Annotated in this window: 12 protein-coding genes; 2 read left to right on the forward strand and 10 right to left on the reverse strand. The window is 58.7% G+C overall.

Annotated features, from left to right (window positions below):
- Positions 1–11: 11 nt before the first annotated feature.
- The 4 genes from otsB to WC026_RS05885 all read right to left on the reverse strand — a co-directional run bounded on the left by otsB (position 12) and on the right by WC026_RS05885 (position 4320).
- On the reverse strand, positions 12–827 hold the full coding sequence (otsB, locus tag WC026_RS05870) for a trehalose-phosphatase (RefSeq protein WP_372709900.1): 816 nt from the start codon (positions 825–827) through the stop codon (positions 12–14).
- A 111-nt stretch (positions 828–938) separates the two neighbouring features.
- Positions 939–2039: a carbohydrate kinase family protein gene (locus WC026_RS05875; RefSeq protein ID WP_372709901.1), complete on the reverse strand. Its 1101-nt coding sequence runs from the start codon at positions 2037–2039 to the stop codon at positions 939–941.
- A complete protein-coding gene (locus WC026_RS05880) occupies positions 2036–2842 on the reverse strand; it encodes an ROK family protein (RefSeq protein WP_372709902.1) in 807 nt (268 codons plus the stop codon). The genes WC026_RS05875 and WC026_RS05880 overlap by 4 nt, the downstream gene beginning before the upstream one ends.
- Positions 2842–4320, reverse strand: coding sequence for a trehalose-6-phosphate synthase (locus WC026_RS05885; RefSeq protein WP_372709903.1), 1479 nt, complete (start codon positions 4318–4320; stop codon positions 2842–2844). The genes WC026_RS05880 and WC026_RS05885 overlap by 1 nt, the downstream gene beginning before the upstream one ends.
- A gap of 369 nt (positions 4321–4689) precedes the next feature.
- Here WC026_RS05885 and WC026_RS05890 point away from each other — a divergent pair, with 369 nt between their 5' ends.
- The gene (locus WC026_RS05890; RefSeq protein WP_372709904.1) at positions 4690–6156 is read left to right on the forward strand and encodes an oligosaccharide flippase family protein; all 1467 of its coding nucleotides are present in this window, start codon (positions 4690–4692) and stop codon (positions 6154–6156) included.
- Here WC026_RS05890 and WC026_RS05895 read toward each other — a convergent pair whose 3' ends face one another.
- From WC026_RS05895 to WC026_RS05910, 4 genes are read right to left on the reverse strand one after another with little or no spacing between them, the layout of a single operon-like run.
- Positions 6157–7062 (reverse strand): alpha/beta fold hydrolase, encoded by a 906-nt coding sequence (locus tag WC026_RS05895; protein ID WP_372709905.1) that lies wholly within the window; start codon positions 7060–7062, stop codon positions 6157–6159. It abuts the gene before it with no gap.
- Positions 7050–7709 (reverse strand): serine aminopeptidase domain-containing protein, encoded by a 660-nt coding sequence (locus tag WC026_RS05900; RefSeq protein WP_372709906.1) that lies wholly within the window; start codon positions 7707–7709, stop codon positions 7050–7052. Before WC026_RS05900 ends, WC026_RS05895 begins: the two co-directional genes overlap by 13 nt.
- Entirely contained in the window at positions 7706–12544 is a 4839-nt protein-coding gene (locus WC026_RS05905) for an amino acid adenylation domain-containing protein (RefSeq protein WP_372709907.1), read from the reverse strand. Before WC026_RS05905 ends, WC026_RS05900 begins: the two co-directional genes overlap by 4 nt.
- Before the next feature lie 5 nt (positions 12545–12549).
- Positions 12550–13284, reverse strand: coding sequence for a 4'-phosphopantetheinyl transferase superfamily protein (locus tag WC026_RS05910; protein WP_372709908.1), 735 nt, complete (start codon positions 13282–13284; stop codon positions 12550–12552).
- A gap of 659 nt (positions 13285–13943) precedes the next feature.
- Between WC026_RS05910 and WC026_RS05915 the strand changes: the two genes are divergently transcribed.
- The gene (locus WC026_RS05915; RefSeq protein WP_372709937.1) at positions 13944–15008 is read left to right on the forward strand and encodes an HWE histidine kinase domain-containing protein; all 1065 of its coding nucleotides are present in this window, start codon (positions 13944–13946) and stop codon (positions 15006–15008) included.
- Positions 15009–15010: 2 nt separating this feature from the next.
- On the opposite strand, the gene WC026_RS05920 is transcribed toward WC026_RS05915, so the two are convergent.
- Together WC026_RS05920 and WC026_RS05925 are read right to left on the reverse strand one after the other, a co-directional pair.
- On the reverse strand, positions 15011–16903 hold the full coding sequence (locus WC026_RS05920; RefSeq protein WP_372709909.1) for a glycoside hydrolase family 15 protein: 1893 nt from the start codon (positions 16901–16903) through the stop codon (positions 15011–15013).
- Between the two features lie 134 nt (positions 16904–17037).
- A complete protein-coding gene (locus tag WC026_RS05925; protein ID WP_372709910.1) occupies positions 17038–18966 on the reverse strand; it encodes an HWE histidine kinase domain-containing protein in 1929 nt (642 codons plus the stop codon).
- Between the last annotated feature and the right edge of the window lie 7 nt (positions 18967–18973).

Genomic DNA, 18973 nt, shown 5'->3' on the forward strand with positions numbered 1-18973 from the left:
AGATCGCCGTTTCAGGAAGCCGGTCGCAATGCAGTTAACCAACTCAGCACATCGACCGGGCCGGTAAACGCGGCTTCCTGTCTTGCGAAGAGTTCGCCAGCGACCTTTAAGCCAAATCCGCCCAGCTCTTCAGCGGCATGGAAAGCGCCGATATCGGCGATGTCATCGCCGATCATGACGGGGATACGACCGGCAAATTCGGGCAGGCCCGCCAGCGTGCGAAGTGCACGGCCCTTCGAAAATCCGATAGGAAGGATCTCGACGACTTTCCGGCCTTCCCATATCGCGAACTGGTCGGGATATTTTGGGACAAGAGATTCAAGTGTCATCATAAGGGAATCCCGCAATTCCGGCGCGAGCCGGTAGTGCATCGCGATGCCCGTACCTTTGTCCTCTGTCACAATGCCCGGCATCGAGACGGCCGCCGTTCGGATGTCATGCAATAGGTTCGGACTGAATGCCGGCGTCAGAGGTTTAATCTCTCCCGTTACGGTTGTGCGCATTTCGGCGCCGTGAACTCCGGCCGCAATAAACTTCATCGGCGTAAGCAGCTCGTCGGCTTCCGCGATGGGTCGTCCCGTTACAATCGCCATCGCGCCCGAGAGGCGCGTCGCGACAACAGCCAGCAACTCGGCTAGCCCGGGCGGGATACGGACCGTCGTCGGTGTGAGCGCCATTTCGAGCAGCGTTCCGTCAATGTCGAGGAACAGCCCTATCGGCGTTTGCTCGCGGAGGAGTTGTTCGACGCGATTGCGTGCGGATGTCGCCGGGCTCGGCCGTGACGCCTCTGTCGCGCGCGAAGCCGTTTCCTTCTTCAGATTGTGCATCTCGTCCTTCCCTAGAGCCTTTCCGCGTTTCGTTGATAGCGGATTGGCTCTAGATTTTTGTTTTATCGTGCTTCTGATCGGAAAACCGGTTCCCACTTTTCCGGAAGCACTCTAGATCGACCAGCTATGGAGCGACGGGGCTGATGCTCCGGCGCGCTCGATCTCGGTTTCCAATGCTTGCAATGTCAAAAGTCCTGACTGAGTGTCGACGAATTGGACGACGCTCGCGGCATTGAGTGCGGCCGCGCTCAACGCCCGCGCGACATCATTTGTCTGAGATGAGTAGCAGGCAAACGTGGCGGAGAACGCATCGCCCGCGCCCGTGGTTGCCGCCGCGACGACATTCGGTGCTTCGCGAAAATAGAGATCGTTGCCTCTGGCGAGGAATGCTCCGTTCGCGCCGTCCGTCAAAACGACCGTGCCGACGTCAACTTTTATAAGGGCGCCGAGAAATTTGCCGAGGCTCATTTCGTAACCGCCACTGCGCAACCCGCGCTTTGCGAGGAGAGGCGTCGGCTCGCCGCTGCGGATTGCGAGCGGCGCTCCGCCATCGCCGAATGACTGCAATAGCCGAGGCATCAGCGCCTGTGCTTCCGAGCGATTGATCGAGAGAATATCGATGTGGCCGAGGCTCGCCCAGAAATCATCGTAACGCGCCGTCAGCTGGCGCACGCCGGGGTTCACGGCAAGCTTTGCGCCAGCTGATTTAGCGCGTTCGACGATCAACGGATAGCAGTCGGCGGATTGATTGCTAAGGTTGGCAACGTAAACGAGATCCATGCGTTCGAATGCGGCGGTCGGGATGTCGGCGGCTTCGAGCTTGGTGTTGGCGCCGCGGTAGGTGAAGACGGCGGCATTGCGGTCGTGCGAGGAAACGATCACGGATGCGCCGGTCGGCGCGTCGTCGTCCGTTGCAATCCAGTGCGGATCGACGCCTTCCTCTGTCAGCCGATCGAGGATGGTGCGCGCTTTCGCATCCTGACCGAGTTTGACGATCGTCGATGTTGCATTTCCGAGCCGGGCAGCAGCGACCGCCGCGTTGATGGCGCCGCCTCCCGTGCTCGTCGAAATCTGATCGGCTTCCGTCTTGATGCCTTCCTCAAGGAGCAGATAGGAGCTTTCGGCATTGAGCATTTTCATCTGCTCGATGCGATCGCTCGCGATCGTGACGATGGTATCGACCATCGCGCCGCCGATGGTGAGGACATTCATGCGCGGACCTGCGTTTCCTCGATCGCGGGTTGCCTCGGCTCGAAGCGGCGGTCCATATCGGAATGCCAGAGCCGTGCTCCTCCGGCGACGCCCGACGAGGGTTGGACGATGGTTGCCCATTCCGGTAACGCAAAGGAAATGCGCCGCGAGTTGCCGCCTCCGAGATAGATGCGATCGCTGTTGGTCAGGGCATGAACGGCCATGATGGCGCGTTCCGCCCGCGCGTTCCATGCCTCGAGTCCAAGCTCGAGATAGGCGGCGTGGCCGACGTATTGGTCGTAGTTCTGGCCGTCACGGGCATAGTGTTGGCCAAGCTCGAGGCCGCAGAATATCGCGCCGTCGTTGAAAAGGGCGCAGCCCATGCCGGTGCCGAACGTCAGCACGCATTCGCGTCCAGGCCCTTGCGCAACGCCAAGGCCGTAGACGATTGCATCATTCAAGATCCTCACCGGCGCTCCGAATGTGTCGTGCAGCGCTTGCTCGAGGTCGAAGTTTTTCCAATGCTCGGTGCCGAGATTGGGCGCTGTGGCGATGTGGTCGCGATGTACGACGCCGGGGAAGCCGACCGATATCAATCCGAAGTCCGGCAGTGGAGCGGCGATGCGCGTTATGAGGGCGATGACGGTGTCAGGCGTCGCGGGGTGCGGTGTCGGGGTCGTCACGAATTCCGAAACGAGCGCTCCAGATCGATCGATGATCGCGGCTTTGATCAGCGTGCCGCCAATATCGACCGACAAGATGTTCGGATTGCCGCCACGAGCGTCCTGGCGAAGCCCCTGCCTTCTGTCGCCAACTGCGGGCATTAGCCACCTACATGCGCGGCAACGGATTTCTTGGGACCAGCCTTTTTCGGCACCGTGTCGAGACGTTTCATCGCGGCCCTGACGCGGGCCGACGGTTGTCCCCGGCCGGTGCGCCGCTTTCCGGCTTTAACAAGGGCGGAGAAAAACGACGTGCCCCACGCATCCGATTTGCAAACAATGCTCGCAAGCTTGTCGTGCCGCGCGACCCGTTCATCAATCGGCATCTCCAAGGCCTTTCTCAGACCCTGCACCATGTCATTGGGATCGTAGGGGTTGACGAGAACGGCATCGCGCAACTGCTCCGCCGCGCCTGCAAACTTCGACAAGATCAGCACCCCGGGGTCCTTGGGATCTTGCGAGGCGACGTACTCTTTCGAAACCAGGTTCATGCCGTCCATCAGCGGGGTGACCCAACAAATGCGCGACGAGCGATAGACATCGCGCAACTCGCTTCGCGGGATCGGCCGATGGATGTAGTTGATCGGCACCCAGTCGAGTTCGCCGAAACGCCCGTTTATCGCGCCTGACAGCGATTCAAGCTCAGACCGGATGTCCGCATAGGCTTCAACGCTTTCGCGCGTCGGCGGAGCGAATTGCGAGAGCACGATGCGCCGGCGATGCTCCGGGCAATCTTCGAGTAACTTGCCGAAGGCGCGGAATTTCTGTGGCAGTCCCTTCGTATAATCGAGCCTGTCGATGCCGATAATGCGGCTTGCCTCCGGATTTTCGCCATCCTGTGTGATCGGCGAATTCGCGAAATAGTTGGAGTCGATGCCAACCGGAAAGCATCCGATGTCAAACTCGGCGTCGCAGGCGCGAATGCGCCCCGAGGGGAGAAGGCTTCCGAATACGCTCTGCTGAAGGAAGTCGATGAGGTTGCGGACGTCGCGATGCGTTTGCACGCCGACGAGGTCATATGCGCCCAAGGCGCGGGCAATCTCGCGGTGTTCGGGGATCGCAATCAAGGCTTGTGCGGGGCCGACTGGGATGTGCAGGAAAAAGCCGATCGGGTTTTCGATGCCGCGCTTGCGCAATTCGAGCGCCATAGGAAACAAGTGGTAGTCGTGAATCCAGATCACGTCGTCCGGCTCGATCAGGGGGGCGAGGTGTGTCGCGAATTTCTCATTCACCGCGACGTAGCGTGAATAATATCCCGCCTCGAACTGGGCGAGATCGAGGCGGTTGTGAAAAACCGGCCAGAGCACCGAGTTGGAATAGCCAAGGTAGAAATCGTTGTAATCAGCTGCCGTCAGCGGGATCGTCGCGGTCGTGTGGTTGCCATCGCGGGACACCACGGTCTCGGGTGTCTCCGTCTCTTCAACCTGGCCGTTCCAGCCGAACCAAAACCCGCTGTGACGGGCAAGGGCATCGTAGATTGCGACGCTGACGCCGCCAGCTTGCGATGCGGCGCCAAAATCGATGACGCGATTGGATACCATGACAAGCCGTGACAACGCCTTTTCCTTCCGTGCCGCCATCGCTCTGGCTGAGATGAGTGACTGAAATGACCGGGCGGATGCGCCAGTTCCAAAGTGCTAAACGTCCGAGATTGCTTAGAGTTCCGTAGTTTGTGCGGTGCCAAAAAGTAGCGGTATTACTGATTATGCAACATATCCGGCGACCCTTCTCGGCGATTTTAACCAATGACCTCAAGCGATAGCGCCTTTGGCCCTCTGAAGCAGGACTGGCCCGGTCAGCAGCCATTGCGGCATTCAGCTATTCTTCAGGTCGTGCTGGCATGAACATTGTCGACCGTTAGTGTGCGGTCCTGGCGTCGCGCTCTGCGGACGAAAGATTTTAGACGGCCATCGCTCACATGAAAACTGCTCGTCCGACCCGGTCATGACATGAGCACTCTACGCCGCGCGGTCGTCTGGGCATCGGTCGGACAATATTTCATCATCGCCATCAATTTTTCGGCGACGTTATTTCTTGCCCGATTGCTTACTCCGGCGGAGTTCGGCGTTGCTGCTCTGGGCGGAGCTATCATCGGCGTTGCAGAGGCGGTGAGGGAAGTCGCGGGGGGTACATTCCTCATTCGAGAAGGCGATCTCACTCACAACAAAATCCGTTCGACTACGACTATCAATTTTCTCGTGACGGTGATGGTTACAACGGTGCTGGTTGTGCTGGCCGAGCCGCTCGCCCGCGTCTTCGGAATGTCAGAACTCGGATCGTATTTGCGCATCGCCGTGTTGGGATACGCACTTGGCACGCTGCTTTATCCGCAGCAGGCGCTCTTGAGCCGCAATATGGCCTTCAATCGTCTGGCACTCATAAATTGTGCAGCAGCCTTGGCCGGAGCGCTCGTCTCCGTGATACTTGCTTTCGCGGGTTTTAAAGCCAACAGCTTTGCATGGGGCGCAGTTGCGTCCGCATGCACCGGTACGCTGATTTATCTTGCCGTCATTCGCAATTTTTCAATTTACAAGCCGTCGCTGAGCGATTGGCGAAGTGTTATCGGCTTTGGTGCCTACAGCAGTGCGACTGCAATTCTTGGCCGGATCGCGGAGGCCGTTCCGATCCTGATATTCGGCAAGTTGCTGACCGCCGCAGAGCTGGCGATCGGGCATCGCGCTATCCTTCTTTGCTTGTTTCCGGAGCGGCTGTTGCTCGCCGCGGTCGGAACGGTGGCATTACCCGAACTCTCACGCCGATCCCGCGAGGGTGGGGATTTGAAAAGCGCCTACCTCAAGGCGCTGTCGATCGTCACTGCCATATATTGGCCGTTCATGATCATGCTGGCGATATTCGCCCAACCGGTTGTTGAATTGATTCTCGGGCACCAATGGCTTGCTGTCGTGCCGTTGGTCCAAATTCTCGCACCGGCGTTGTTGCTTGCTGTTCCAATCGTCCTGCAGTTTTCGATCCTCGTTGCGGCCGATAGCGTGCATATCCTGCCGCGACTGCTCACGTTGCAAGCCGTCGTCACCGGGACGGCTCTCTTGGCGACGGCCGCGCACGGGTTGCACGCGGCCGCGTTGAGCATGCTCGTCGCCATGCCGATCAATGCGGGACTGTCAGTAATCACCGTCCGCCGCATCCTAAAATTCCGATGGGGTGAACTCATTGGAATTTGTCTGCGCAGCGCGACAGTTACGGCGGCGGCTTGTGTCGGACCGATCATGCTCTGGCTTGCGTCGCCAGATGAAGGGCCCTTCGTCGTTCTTGCGATTGTCGGCGTGCTCGGAAGCCTGGGATGGATTTCAGGGCTTCGCGCCACCAATCACTGGCTTTGGAACGAGATTTTACAGGTGATGGCTGCATCGCGCAGGTTGACGGTCTTTCGGCGCGAGCGCTCGGACCGCAGATAGTCAAGTGTGCCGGGAGCGCCGTGACGTTGCTTCTGCTGCAAAGGGCATCGTGCCGGTCCAATCAAGCACAACTTTCTTCAGCCGCTCGCGCTGGCTGGCTGACGTGAAGGTATGATCTGAATCTTCGAAGTGCTCGAGTACCAGTGCATCATCGAAGGGTACGTTCGGGAAAGCCTCCAGGAGCTGTTCGCGGTAGCTTTGACGTCCCTGCATCGATCCGCCGGTCAGGACCACGAGGAGTCGGGTGCCGCGTGTCACGAGCGCCTTGTAGACCCGTTCGAGTTCGCCGCGGATCTGGGGATCGATGACGCTTGATCGGCCTTCCTGCGGTCGTGCCGTGAACAACAGTCTTGCACGCTCGATCATGTCTTGCCAGATGCGTCCGCGTCCGCGAGCGAATGTCAGCCAGCTCCGCGATCGCATCAGCCGCCGACCGATGTAGTGGGCATAAAAACGAACAGTCGGCGGAATAGTCGGATCAAGAAGCACGAGCCCGACCACGCGTTCGTCCGAAGGCCCATAACGCAGCGCGATATCCGCACCCGAGCACAGGCCCACGAGAATGAACGTGCCGCCCAAACCTAAATCGCCAAGGTAATTGAGCGCTTCGGAAACATCTTCCAGACAAGCCGCAGTTGGGTCCAAGACGCCATCGCGACTGCGGCTATCGCCGATCCCTGAAAAATCGAAGCGCAGAACGGAGTGGCCGCTTGCCGCAAGCTGGCGGGCTAATGTGACATACATCCTATGATGTCCGACCCGGTGGATGATCCCGGTATTCAAGATGACGACCGTCGGCCGTCGAGCCTGGCACTCGGAGGCCGGCCGCACCAAGATGCCGACGAGAGATCTCGAACGGCCAAACATCAAAGCCTGCTCGGTAAACCCGTTCATCACGTCAGCCATTTCACGATTCCTTGCAGCGCTTCCAAGGGAATCGTGCCGGTTGCCGTCCGCTCCTCGATCCACGGCGAGACACCGGCGAACCGCGCAACGGAAAGGCGTTCCAATTTTTCCGATCGCGACGACGGCCCAGTCAGAACGACGAGCGTGCGTGGTGGCAAATCGTCGGCAAGCAACGACAGATCGAACTGATGAAAATCGTCACCTGACTGACTTTCGACGAAGAACTCTTGAGCGGCTGTCACAGGGTCCCAAAGAACGACATCGGCAACTTCATTGGGACACTCGACGGCAACGCGCGCGGCCATGTTCGCCCCGCATCTCAGTCCGACTAACGACACGTCGACAGCCTGAGTCATATCCTTGAGTTCAGCAATTGCGGTTCTGATGTCGTTGCACCATCCCGCAATGCTGCTGTCTCCGGTCTCGCCTGCCGAGTCCCCCGTTCCGTAGTAGTCAAATCTCAGAACATGAACGCCGACGGCCGACAGCCTGGAGGCCAGCTGCCGCATCGTGCGATAGGCGTGGACGTGTTCATCGCCTGAAGGATGACAGAACACGGCCGCCCGCACTTTGCCTGCGGGATTGCGGGCCGGATCGTACAGGCCGAACAAGCGCCGTTCCGGGCTACCAAAATAGAACGGTGTCATTGGTTCCAGATCTCAACGTCAGGTAGGGCTGCCGCGATTTGACGTAGTGTCTGGAAGAACAGAATGCGTGGATCCAAGCGCGTTCCAGTTCGCTTCTCGATCTGAGCGACGACGCGCAACGCCAGCAACGAGTGGCCGCCGACATCGAAGAAATTATCATCTGGGCCTACGCGGTCGATCTTGAGCAATTCACGCCAAATGCCGGCGATCAGTTCTTCCTTGCCGGGCGCCGGCTCGTCGCTCGCGCTCGACAGTAACGAGACACCCGCGAAAGGGTTGGGCAGAGCGTTGCGATCGATCTTTCCATTCGGCGTCAGCGGCAGGCGATCGAGCGTGACGATCAATGAGGGGACCATGTAGTCCGGCAGTTGCAGGCGAAGGTATCCGCGCAACTCACTGGTCGTTGGTTCATGGCCGCGCGCGTAGATGACGTAGGCAACGAGCCTGGTATCGGACGGACCAGCATCGCGGGCGGCGATGATCGCCTCGCGGACCGCAGGATGTGCGCGGAGCACAGTCTCGATCTCGCCGAGTTCGATACGGAATCCACGAATTTTGACCTGGTGATCCATGCGGCCCAGGTGATAGAGCCGGCCGTCTTTCCCCCAACGACCCAGATCGCCCGTCCGATAGATGCGTGCCGTCCCGCCCTTTACAAATGGATCGCTTTGAAACCGTGTGGCCGTCAGCTCCGGCTGTCCGTGATAGCCGATCGCGACCCCGTCGCCGCCGATGCAAATTTCGCCGGCACTCCCTATTGGCGCGGGGGTATCGCCGCTCAGGATATAAACGCGCGTATTGTCGATCGGTTTGCCGATGCTGATTGGATCGTCGCCCGTATGGATGCGCTCAACCGTCGACCAAATCGTCGTCTCGGTCGGTCCATAGAGATTCCAAAGTTCGCCAACGCGCGCAAGCAGAGCACTTGCCAGTTCCGGACGTAATGTTTCCCCGCCGCACAAGGCCCGGAATTGGGGACCGCCTTGCCAGCCTGCGTCCAAAAGCATCCGCCACGTTGCAGGTGTTGCCTGCATGACGGTGATGCCGCTCGCGTCGAGCAGTTGCGACAGAGCGTAGGCGTCGCCAGTTTTCTCAGATGGCACGAGTTCGATACGAGCGCCAACCAAAAGCGGGACGTAGAGTTCAAGACCCGCGATGTCGAATGAGATCGTGGTCACTGCCGCCATTGCATCGGTCGCGCCGAGCCCCGGCTCCTTTTGCATTGAGCAGAGCAGGTTGGACAGCGCGCCGTGCGAAACGGCGACCGCCTTCGGCTTGCCCGTGGAACCAGATGTATAGATGATATACGCGGGATCTGATGTGAGTGCGGAATGTGCGAGGCTCGGTGTGAAAGCGGTATCCAACGAGGCCGATGCCTCGGGATCGACGATCCTCACATGCGGCGGCAACTTGAATGTTCCGATTGTGCTGTCAGTCGCGATGATGAGATCCATGCCGCTGTCGGTGGCCATGTATTCCAGGCGCTTCGGCGGGAGCTGTGGGTCGAGAGGCACATAGGCGCCGCCTGATTTCTGGACCGCGAGAAGTGCGATCAACATCTCCAGCGATCGGTCAAGGCAAATGCCGATGACCGATCCCCGGCTCGCGCCAAGTATATTGAGTTTGTGGGCAAGCGCATCGGCCCGAGCGTTCAAGTCGCCATATGTCAGGGTGGTCGCCTCGAACGTCACCGCAGGCGAATTCAAGGATCGCAATGCGCGCTCTTCGAACATCGCGATAAAAGGCCGTTGCGGAGCCGGCGCGCTTGTTGCGTTCCAGGTTTTAAGCACGAGCTGGCGTTCGCCGGACGGGAGAATATCGAGTTCGGAAAGCTTCGTGTCAGGAGCCGTGACGGCGCTCTCGAGAAGGCGAAGATAGCGCGCGATAAAGCGTTCGACCGTTGCGCGCTCGAACAGATCGCTGTTGTATTCGACCGTGACGGTTCGAGTGACTTGGCAGTCAACCGACATGCTCAGTTCGAACTGCGCCCCCTGCCGGTCGATGAAAACCGGCTCCCACTTAATGCCGTCCAGATCGATGCCATGCATCGGAGCGTTCAGCATATTGAACATGACCTGGACTAACGGCGGACGACTGGTGTCGCGCGTCGACAGGATCTCCTGCACGATTTTGTCGAACGGTACATCCTGATGCGCGAACGCGTCCAGGGTCGTTGCGCGCACGCGCTGGAGCAGAGCACTGAAGATGGGATCGCTGGCAAGATCGACACGCAATGCCAGGGTATTGACGAATGTGCCGACAACATTTTCCACCGCACTATGCGTGCGATTGGCCACCGGCACGCCGACGGCAAAATCGGTTTGATTGGAAAGACGATGCAGCAACGTGGCAAAGCCCGCGAACATCGTCATGAACAGCGTGGTCGACTCGCGACGCCCGAGCTGCTCGAGTTTATCGAGAAGCTCGTAGGGAATCTCGCAAACGCAATAGCTCCCCTTGAGGGTTTGAATCCTCGGTCGTTGCCGGTCGCTTGGCAATTCGAGAGCGGGAACGTTTTTAAGGGTCCGCCGCCAGTACTGCAGGTGCGAGGTCATTTCCGGACCGTCGAGCCAAGTCTGCTGCCAGCGCGCGTAATCGAGGTATCGGATCTGCGGAGAGGGTAGATCGAGGGTATGACCGCTTCGCGCCGCGTTATAAAGGGCTGCTAGCTCGCGCCCGAGAATTCCAAACGACCACTGGTCGCCAGCGATATGATGGACGGTCGTTTGAAGCACGTGCTCATCTGCGCTTATGCGCATAAGAACGCAGCTAAAAACGGGGCCTGCGGCGAGATCAATCGGCGCGGCGGCGATATCGTTCGCGCGTCGCACGGCTTCCGTTTCGGGATCATCAAACCCGTGGGTCAGATCAATGATCTGGAGTGGCTCGCGTTTCCAATCCTGCACGCGCTGAACGATCGTTTCCTCAGCGATCTCGTATGTTGTTCGCAGAATTTCATGGCGGTGACGCAGCAAGTTGATGGCTTCGGAAAGGGCCGAAACATTGAGATTTCCGATGAGCTTCGTCGCGCCGGACATGTTGTAGGCGGAGTTGCCAGGGTCAAGCGAGTGGATGAGCCACATACGATGCTGCGAAAACGACAATGGCGCGGGTTCGCCATCGGCGACACGACTTATCGCTAGCGGAGGTGCCGAGTCGCCTTTCTCCTTGGCGGCCGCGTCGATGCGCGTGGCAAGAGACTCCAATGTCGGCGCTTCGAAGACAACACTGAGCGGTAAATTGAGCTGGTAGACCTTCCGGACGCGCGTCATGAGCAGATTCGCGAGCAGGGAATCGCCACCTATGTCGAAGAAATCATCACCTTTGTTGACCGTTCGGCAGTGTAGAATGTCGCGCCAAATTTCAGCGAGACTGATTTCCGTGACCGTGCTTGGCGGCGCTGTGCGATGCGCGTCTTGTCTCTCGATCTGATTTTCGCTTGGAGTTTGACTGACGCCGTCTGGTTCCCTGCTTCCGAGGAGCGCCGCCGGTGTCCTGACGGCGCTGACAGGTTCGTCTCCGGCAAGCGATGCCACTTCGGTCAGCAGCTCTATGAAGCGATTGCAGTGAGCTGCGACGTCGTCCTCGCTATAGTGTGCGGAATTTGCGATAAAATCTATCCGCAGGCCTGAAGGATGGCGGCCGCCGTAGAAAACGATCTGCATGTCTTCCACCCACCAGTTGCCAAGTGGGTTGCGCAGAATACTTGCGTTTTCGAACGTCACGTCATCGTCGAGCGGCGTGAAATTGACGAGAGTACCGGCAATCTCGCCGTCGCGCGGGCCAAGGCCAAGGTCGCGTCGCATATCCTCCAGGCGATAGCGCTGGTGGCGCATGGCCGAGCGAATGCTGCGAGCCGATTGCTGAACGATATCGCCGATCCGATCGTCAGGAGAAATCGATAATCTTAACGGCACGGCATTCGCGGCCATTCCGACGATCGAACGCATTTTAGAGCCGACCCGGGCTCCGACCGGCATGGCCAGCATCATGTCGCGAGCGCCCGTTACGCGATGCAGGTAGATGGCGGTCGTTGCGAGTAGAACGGCCGGTGCGTTGGCACCATAGCGCAGTCCCGCATCGTCCAGATCGAGCGAGTGTGGAATCCAGCCGACGATCTTTTGGAACCCAAGGGGTTTGCGTGCCGGCTTTCCCGAGAGCGTGACGCGTGGCGGCAGTCCGGCGAGTTGGGTCGTCCAGAAAGTCCGGTCGCGCCGGTAATGACCGGAATTTCTATAGGCGAGTTCCTCGGCAAACACGTCATTCCAGGAGCCACCGCTTTCGATATCGATCGGCATGTCTTTCGCGATCGCTGTGTATGCGGCGGCAACCCTGCCAAGGAGGAGCCTCCAGCCGACTCCATCGTTGATGAGGTGATGATTGACTGCATACCAAAGGTAGCGATTGGAGGAAATTTTAAGCAATACGAAGCGGTAGAGCGGGCCGAGATCCAGTAGGAACGCGCGGGCCATGTCCGTGCGCATCCACGTTGCCGCCGCAGCGTCCGGGTCGGCGGTGGCGCTGAAGTCGATATCGGTCAGCTCCCAATTTGGTTCGTACTTAAAGTATTGGCGGGGACCGCTTTCGGTTTCGACAATTCGCAGGTGAAGCGCATCCGTCTTCTCCACGACGTGGCGAAGCGCCAGCTCGAAGCGCTGGGGATCAACGGGTCCAAGGATCTCGACGCATTCACCGATGTTGAATGCGGGACTTTCCCTATCGAGCATCTGCGCCAGCCAGAAGCTCAACTGTCCTTGAGTTAAAGGAAACAGCTGAGTGCCCTCCAGCCCTTGTCGCGGGCTGTCAGCTAGAATGTTATCTGGCGAGCGAGACATGATATTCATGGGTGCTTGATGAGGCCCGCTCGGCTATTCGGCTTCCATTCAAGATGTCGAATTTGCGTAACCGACCTGCTGCCGACCGCAATCGCCAGCTGTAAATTACGATTCTTGAACGTGTTGAATTGCCAGCGTTCAGGAATTGGCTCGCAGTCTGCGCGACACTGGAGCGATATTCGTCCGTTGTCGTTCGCCAATTCGAATTTTTGAGGCGAGAGGCTGAAGCCCGTCCCGCGAGCTTTGATGTAGGCCTCCTTAAGTGTCCAAAGTTCGAAAAAAGCTTCGCGTTCTTGGTGAGAGCGGCGCGAAAGCCGATGCAGCTCGCGGCTTGTGAAGACCATTTCTGCAATATCGGAGATCTCTACAGGTCTATCGACATTTTCGACATCAATTCCGATCTCCGGAATCAAGCTGACGGCCATCGCGATTAACCCCGGCGTGTGGGAGAGATTGAAATGGATATTGCGGCAAGTGCGCGGCCAATCGACGGCAGGGCGGCCGTGCTCGTTGCTGACAAAGCGCCACGACGAGGCCGGTACATTCGCATACTGCGAAAGAGCGTGGCGAATTAGCGAGCGGCCGACCAGGAAATGCTGTCTCCGTTCAGCGCTTCGCATTTTGCGATATCGTGCGAGATCGCTTCGGCTCAACGCGGCGACATAATTGCGGATCTGGCCACGCTCGATTGAATTCGGATAGCAACGCCAGATGTCGACGCGATTTGCGTCGAGCCGCAACGGTCGAAAATTTTTCCCGTGCCGTGTGCCCCCGGCCGCAATTGCTACTCTCACGTATTCAAACGCCCATCACGTCCAAGGGTTAATCGTTAAAGTGTGTGGCAGCACTCCATCCAAATTTTCCCCAAATTCTAACTTGGACGTTAGCCCTTTCCGGCGAACAAATATGTATGCGGGATACTCGTGAGGTTTCGATAGCGGGGGTTAGATATTCAGTGCGGATAGTTAGCCAATTGCTACCGCAAAGGCGCAAATTGCTTTGGCTGATAAGCAAAGTTAACGATGTCTATCGAGGGGCGGGTAAATAAGGCCGCGATTGTCTCGTTCCCATCCGATCCCATCGACAGCATATGGTTTCGAAGACGCAACCTCAGTGCGATTGGGGGTGTTCACCGGTATTCGTTTTGTTCTGTTGAAATGATCGAAATGAGTGCTGTCCTGCCGAGATGGAACGCTGCACCAATGCGTCACTGCCGTGGGCTGGATGAGGCTTTCCCATGTGTACGCACAACGCAATTGTTCGATGCTTCATCCCCACGTGGCGTCTAGCAGACGAACCCAACTTGAAATAAAATGCCGGTCTTGGGTCGCCGGTTGGGAAACAACAGGGGGTCCGCTCGAATTCTCAGAACAAGGGCAGGGGGCCGTTCGTGAGGCGGATGGTTCAACTCGTCGATAATATCGTCGAACGGGTATTGCCGAGAATACGGCGCAACCCTGTGCTCGCTTATCCGATTGCGGTGGTGATCTTTGTCATCGCGGCGCTTCTGCGCGCCTTCTTGTCGAACTGGCTGCCGACAAGCTTGCCGTTCCTGACATTCTACATCGCAGCGCTGATCGCGGCCTTACTTGCGGGAACGGGACCGGGCCTGCTCGTCATTGCCGCATCCCTGGCGTTTGCGTGGCGATTCTATTTTTTTGCTTCTCATCAGTATTCCGCATTCGAGACGGCGCTCGCTCTTTCAGCGTTTGCACTGATGGCGGGGCTGATCGTGGCGGTCGTGCACCTGCTCAACAGAAAGGTTGAAAGCCTGCTCTACGAGCGCGACCGCAATGAAGGCTTGCTGCAGGACAGTGCGCTCGGGGAGCTGCATTTGGAGCAACTGAACGTCGAGCTGCGTCACCGGCTGAAGAACACGTTCGCGGTCATCGCCGGGCTCGTCAGCCAGTCGGCGCGATACAGCAGCGACGTTCAAAGCTTCGCCAAGTCCTTGTCCGGACGGCTCGCCGCGATGGGCACGGCCATGGATCTCGTCGCGACGCGAAGCTTTCTCGGGGCTTCGTTGAATGAATTGGTCGTCGATACGCTGAAGCCGCTCGTTCCGCCTGGAACGTTGCGGATGACGATCCAGGGGGCAGATGGGATCGTTCCCGGAGACGTCGCGAACGCGCTGGCGCTGACGCTGCATGAGCTTGGAACCAACGCGATCAAGTACGGAGCCTGGTCAGGCGAGAAGGGAATCGTCCGGGTATCCTGGACGTTCGATCGGCTGAACGATGACGACGCGCAATTCGAACTCATGTGGGAAGAGCGCGGCGGGCCGGCGGTATCTCAGCCGGAGCGGCGAGGGCTCGGCTCCCTCCTGATCGACAGTGGATTTCCGAGCGCCAAAGTCGAGCGCGAATTTTCCGCCGACGGCGTGGTTTGCAGAATGAAGGCCGTCATCAAGCAGACGACGACCGGCAGGACGCGCGGACGACGCGCGGTTCATTCGAAATCGTGATGTCATGCGCGACGCTGAAGCGTTTCTGCCGTTTGCGTCGTCGTCGGGTCGGCGGCGTCCTCCAGTCGCGCCGGATGTGGTGACGGAGCCCAGGCATCGTCCCAGCGGCGCGACAGATTCATCGCGGAATTGATCAATCCGGCCATGGAATAGGTTTGTGGGATGTTGCCCCATAGCTGGCCGGTTGCGGGGTGCAGATCCTCGCTCAGCATTCCGAATGCATTGCAATGCTCAAGTAACTCGCCGAACAGGTCTCTCGCGTCGTTGGTCCGGCCGATGAGTGCGAGGGCGTCGATGTACCAGAATTGGCAAGCCAGGAACGCGGACTCGGGTAATCCGAAGTCGTCCTCGGCGGCGTACCGCAGCATCAATCCGTTGCGCATCAACTCGCGGCCGATCGTTTCGCACGTCTTGATAAAGCGCGGGTCGCTCGGTGCAACGAGGCCAAGCTCGGCGAGGAGCAGAACGCTCGCATCGAGTTCGTGGTTGTCGAATGCGCCTGTGAAAGCACCGCGCTTTTCGCTCCATGCGCGTGTCAGGATTTCCGAGCGAATTTTATCGGCCGATTGCTTCCAGTAGACGGCGCGCTCCTGAAGCCCGAGCAGACCGGCGATCCTCGCCAGGCGATCGCAGGCGACCCAGCACATCGTCGCGGAGTGCGTATGAATGCGCTCGCGTCCGCGATACTCCCAGATGCCGGCGTCGGGCTGAAGGTAGAGCCGCCGAGCCTGCTGGCCCAGATGCTCGAGCTCGTGAAACAGGCTGGCATCGCCCATCCGCGGCAGCCGCTGGTCGATAAACATCTGCGCGGCGCCGAGAATGACGCTGCCATAGGCATCGTGCTGCAGCTGTATCGATGCAAGATTGCCGACGCGGACAGGCCCCATGCCGAGAAATCCCTGCAAACCTGGCGCGATACGCTCATCGATCGTGTCGTTATGAACAATTCCGTAGAGCGGCTTCAGCGGGTTCTCGGTGTCGGCGATAATGGTGGTGATATAGCCGAGGTAGTTTTCCATCGATTGCGTCGCGCCGAGGCGGTTCAGCGCGCGGATGACAAAATATGCGTCGCGCAGCCAGCAGAAGCGATAATCCCATGTGCGCGGCGTATTCGGTGCTTCGGGTATCGACGTTGTGAGCGCCGCGGTGATGGCGCCGGTTTCCTCGAACGTGCAGAGCTTCAGGGAAATGGCGGCCCGTATGACGTCGGGCTGCCATTCGTATGCGATGGCGAGCCCGCGCACCCACTGTACCCAATAGTCGCGCGTCTGGTCGAGGAATTCGCGCGACATCGCGTCGATCGAACTTTCTATCGGCTCGTCGCTGCCGAGGACAAGCGTGACGGGATGCGTCAGTGCAAATGGCGTCTCGTGCACGACGTAAGATACGGCGAGGTCGGTCGTGACACGAATGGCCGTTGAGCCGGGACTGCTATAGCGAACGTGGTTGGATCCTTGCGAAGCAGATGCGGTCGACTCGCCATATCCGAATGTCGGCCGTACGCGGCAGGCGATACGAGGCAAACCGTTCAACGGCTCGATGCGGCGGATGAGTTGAGTCGGATGAAACGACCGGCCAAAGCGCACAAAACGCGGCGCGAAGTCGGTGATCTTGACGCGTGCGCCGTTGCTCGCGACGAGGATGGTTTCAAGGATGCAGGTATTGCGCACGTAACTCGATGTTGCCGAGACTTGCCCATCGAGCTGGATATCGCAAAATCCTTTGTCTTCGTTTCCCGAGAGCAGGCGGCAGAAAACCGGATCGCCATCAAGTCTCGGAAAGCACCACCAGACAATGCGGCCACCGGATTCGATGAGCGCCGCTATGCGGCCGTTGCCGATGGCCGCGACGTCGAGGGATGAACGGTAGGGCGTGGCGGTTTTCAGAGTGGTCATCGGATCGATCCCCCCGCGGGAAAGCACATCAACGCAAAGTCAATTAACGTGCGATCGGAAATATTTGTTGCGATCGTCAGTCTAGAGAGGATTGCCGTAGTCATCGTTCGGCGCGTCAAGTAAAGGGCGTCGCGTCAAGCGACCTGGTTTGCGTCGTCGTGCGATGGAGCGGCACGTTCGAAGGCTTGACGCTGAAGTTCCGCGACGAGATCCTTCACATCGGCGGGATTGTAAGGCTTGGTCAGATGCGGATAGTCACGCAAAAGCGGCGGCATGAAAATCAGGTCATTGTAGCCCGTGGTAAAGGCGAAAGGAATGTGTCGCCGATCCAGGATTTCTGCGACCGGCGCGCTGTTGTCGGCTCCGAGATTGATGTCGATCAGGGCAATGTCGAATTCGGAATCTGCCGCGACGCGTAGTGCTTCCGAGAGTTGCGCGATCGGTCCGATGACCACGTGCCCATATTCTTCAAGGTCGAGCTTCAGCTGCATCGCGATCAGGGCTTCGTCCTCGATAAGAAGAATCTTGCAGCCTGAGGACTGCGGTGCCGCGGCGGTGGCCGGAGCGGTTCTTGGTTTCTGCACGATCGAGATATGGCGCTGGCTGACCATCTGCGTGCGCGCCGAGAGGTCGCCTTCGAAGCTGAAATCGAACCCTTCCTCGGACAATTCCATGTTTGCTTGACCGCCGCATTCGGATGAGGCGCTGCGGATGACCGTCAGGCCGAAGCCCTTTCGGATCGGCTTTGCGCATGGTGGGCCGCCGCGTTCCTTCCATCCGAATTTAATCTTCTCGCCGTCGGGTGTGTTGACGCGCGACCAGCCGACGGAAACCCTGCCGCCGGATGCCGATAGCGCTCCGTGTTTCACGGCATTGGTTGCGAGTTCATGCAGAACGAGCGCCATCGACTGAGCGAACTTCGATGTCAGGCGCACGCGCTCGCCCTCGATCACGATGTCGTTGTCGGTCCGGGACCTGAAGGGTTCCAATGCGCCGGCAACCAGTTTGTGGAGATCGACACCGGTCCAACTGCTCTGGCGCAGGAGATCGTGAGCTGCCGACATTGCGTGAATTCGCCCATCGAGAGCCGATGCGAAGGTGTCGATCGATGTGGCGTTGGAGCTTGAAAGCCGGGCAATCGCAGCGACGTTGGCGAGGATGTTTTTTACGCGATGATCAAGCTCGGCCATCAGAAGCTGTTGATGGCTATCGGCTGACTTCCGTTCGGTAATATCGAGGAGCGTTCCAATGACGCGCGTGGCCCCGCCGCTGCCAGTTTGGAACGCGCGTGCGCGGGTGAGAACCCAGGTGACACCGCGGATTCCGTTGATCCGGAACTCAAGCTCAGCGGTCGTCTCGGCGAAATTCGCCGCTCTGAAATAGCTGCGCACGGCGTCGCGATCATCGGCATTTACGAGATCGATGAAGTTCTCGAAGCGCTGGTGTTCAGGTACGGAAACATGGAGAATTTCAGCTATATTCTGCGACCATTGAAGATCCTGCTCGGACTGGTCGTATTCGAAGGTCCCAAGGCGCGCTGCCTCGCTGGCGAGGCGCAACCTCTCTTCGCTCTGCTGCAGCATGGCATGGGACTGTTCAAGCTGTTCGGTACGCTGCCTGACGCGCGCCTCGAGTTCGGCGTTGAGCGTATCGAGCTGCCGGCTTTTGCGGTGCAATTCGACGAAAATCTGCACTTTCGCTTTGAGAATTTCGGGAACGACGGGGACGGGCACGTAATCGACGGCGCCGGTGCGATAGCCCTCCAAAAGATCGTCGGTTTCGAGGCGAACGGCTGAGATGAAGATTACCGCAGTTTTTTCATGGCGAGGATGGTTACGGATCATTGCGGCAAGTTCGAACCCGTCGAGGTCGGGCATGCAGACATCCATCAGGATGACGGCGATTTCGGTTTTGAGAAGCGCTGTCAATGCTTCTTCGGCGGTTGTGGCCTTGATGAGGTTTGCGTTGACGCCATCGAGGATGGCTTCATAAGCAAGAAGTTTTCCAGGCTGGTCGTCGACAAGCAGGATGTTGACGGTTTCATCGAAAATTTCTAAAGCCACGGTTGTC

This window comes from Hyphomicrobium sp., assembly GCF_041674905.1.
Lineage (GTDB): Bacteria > Pseudomonadota > Alphaproteobacteria > Rhizobiales > Hyphomicrobiaceae > Hyphomicrobium_B.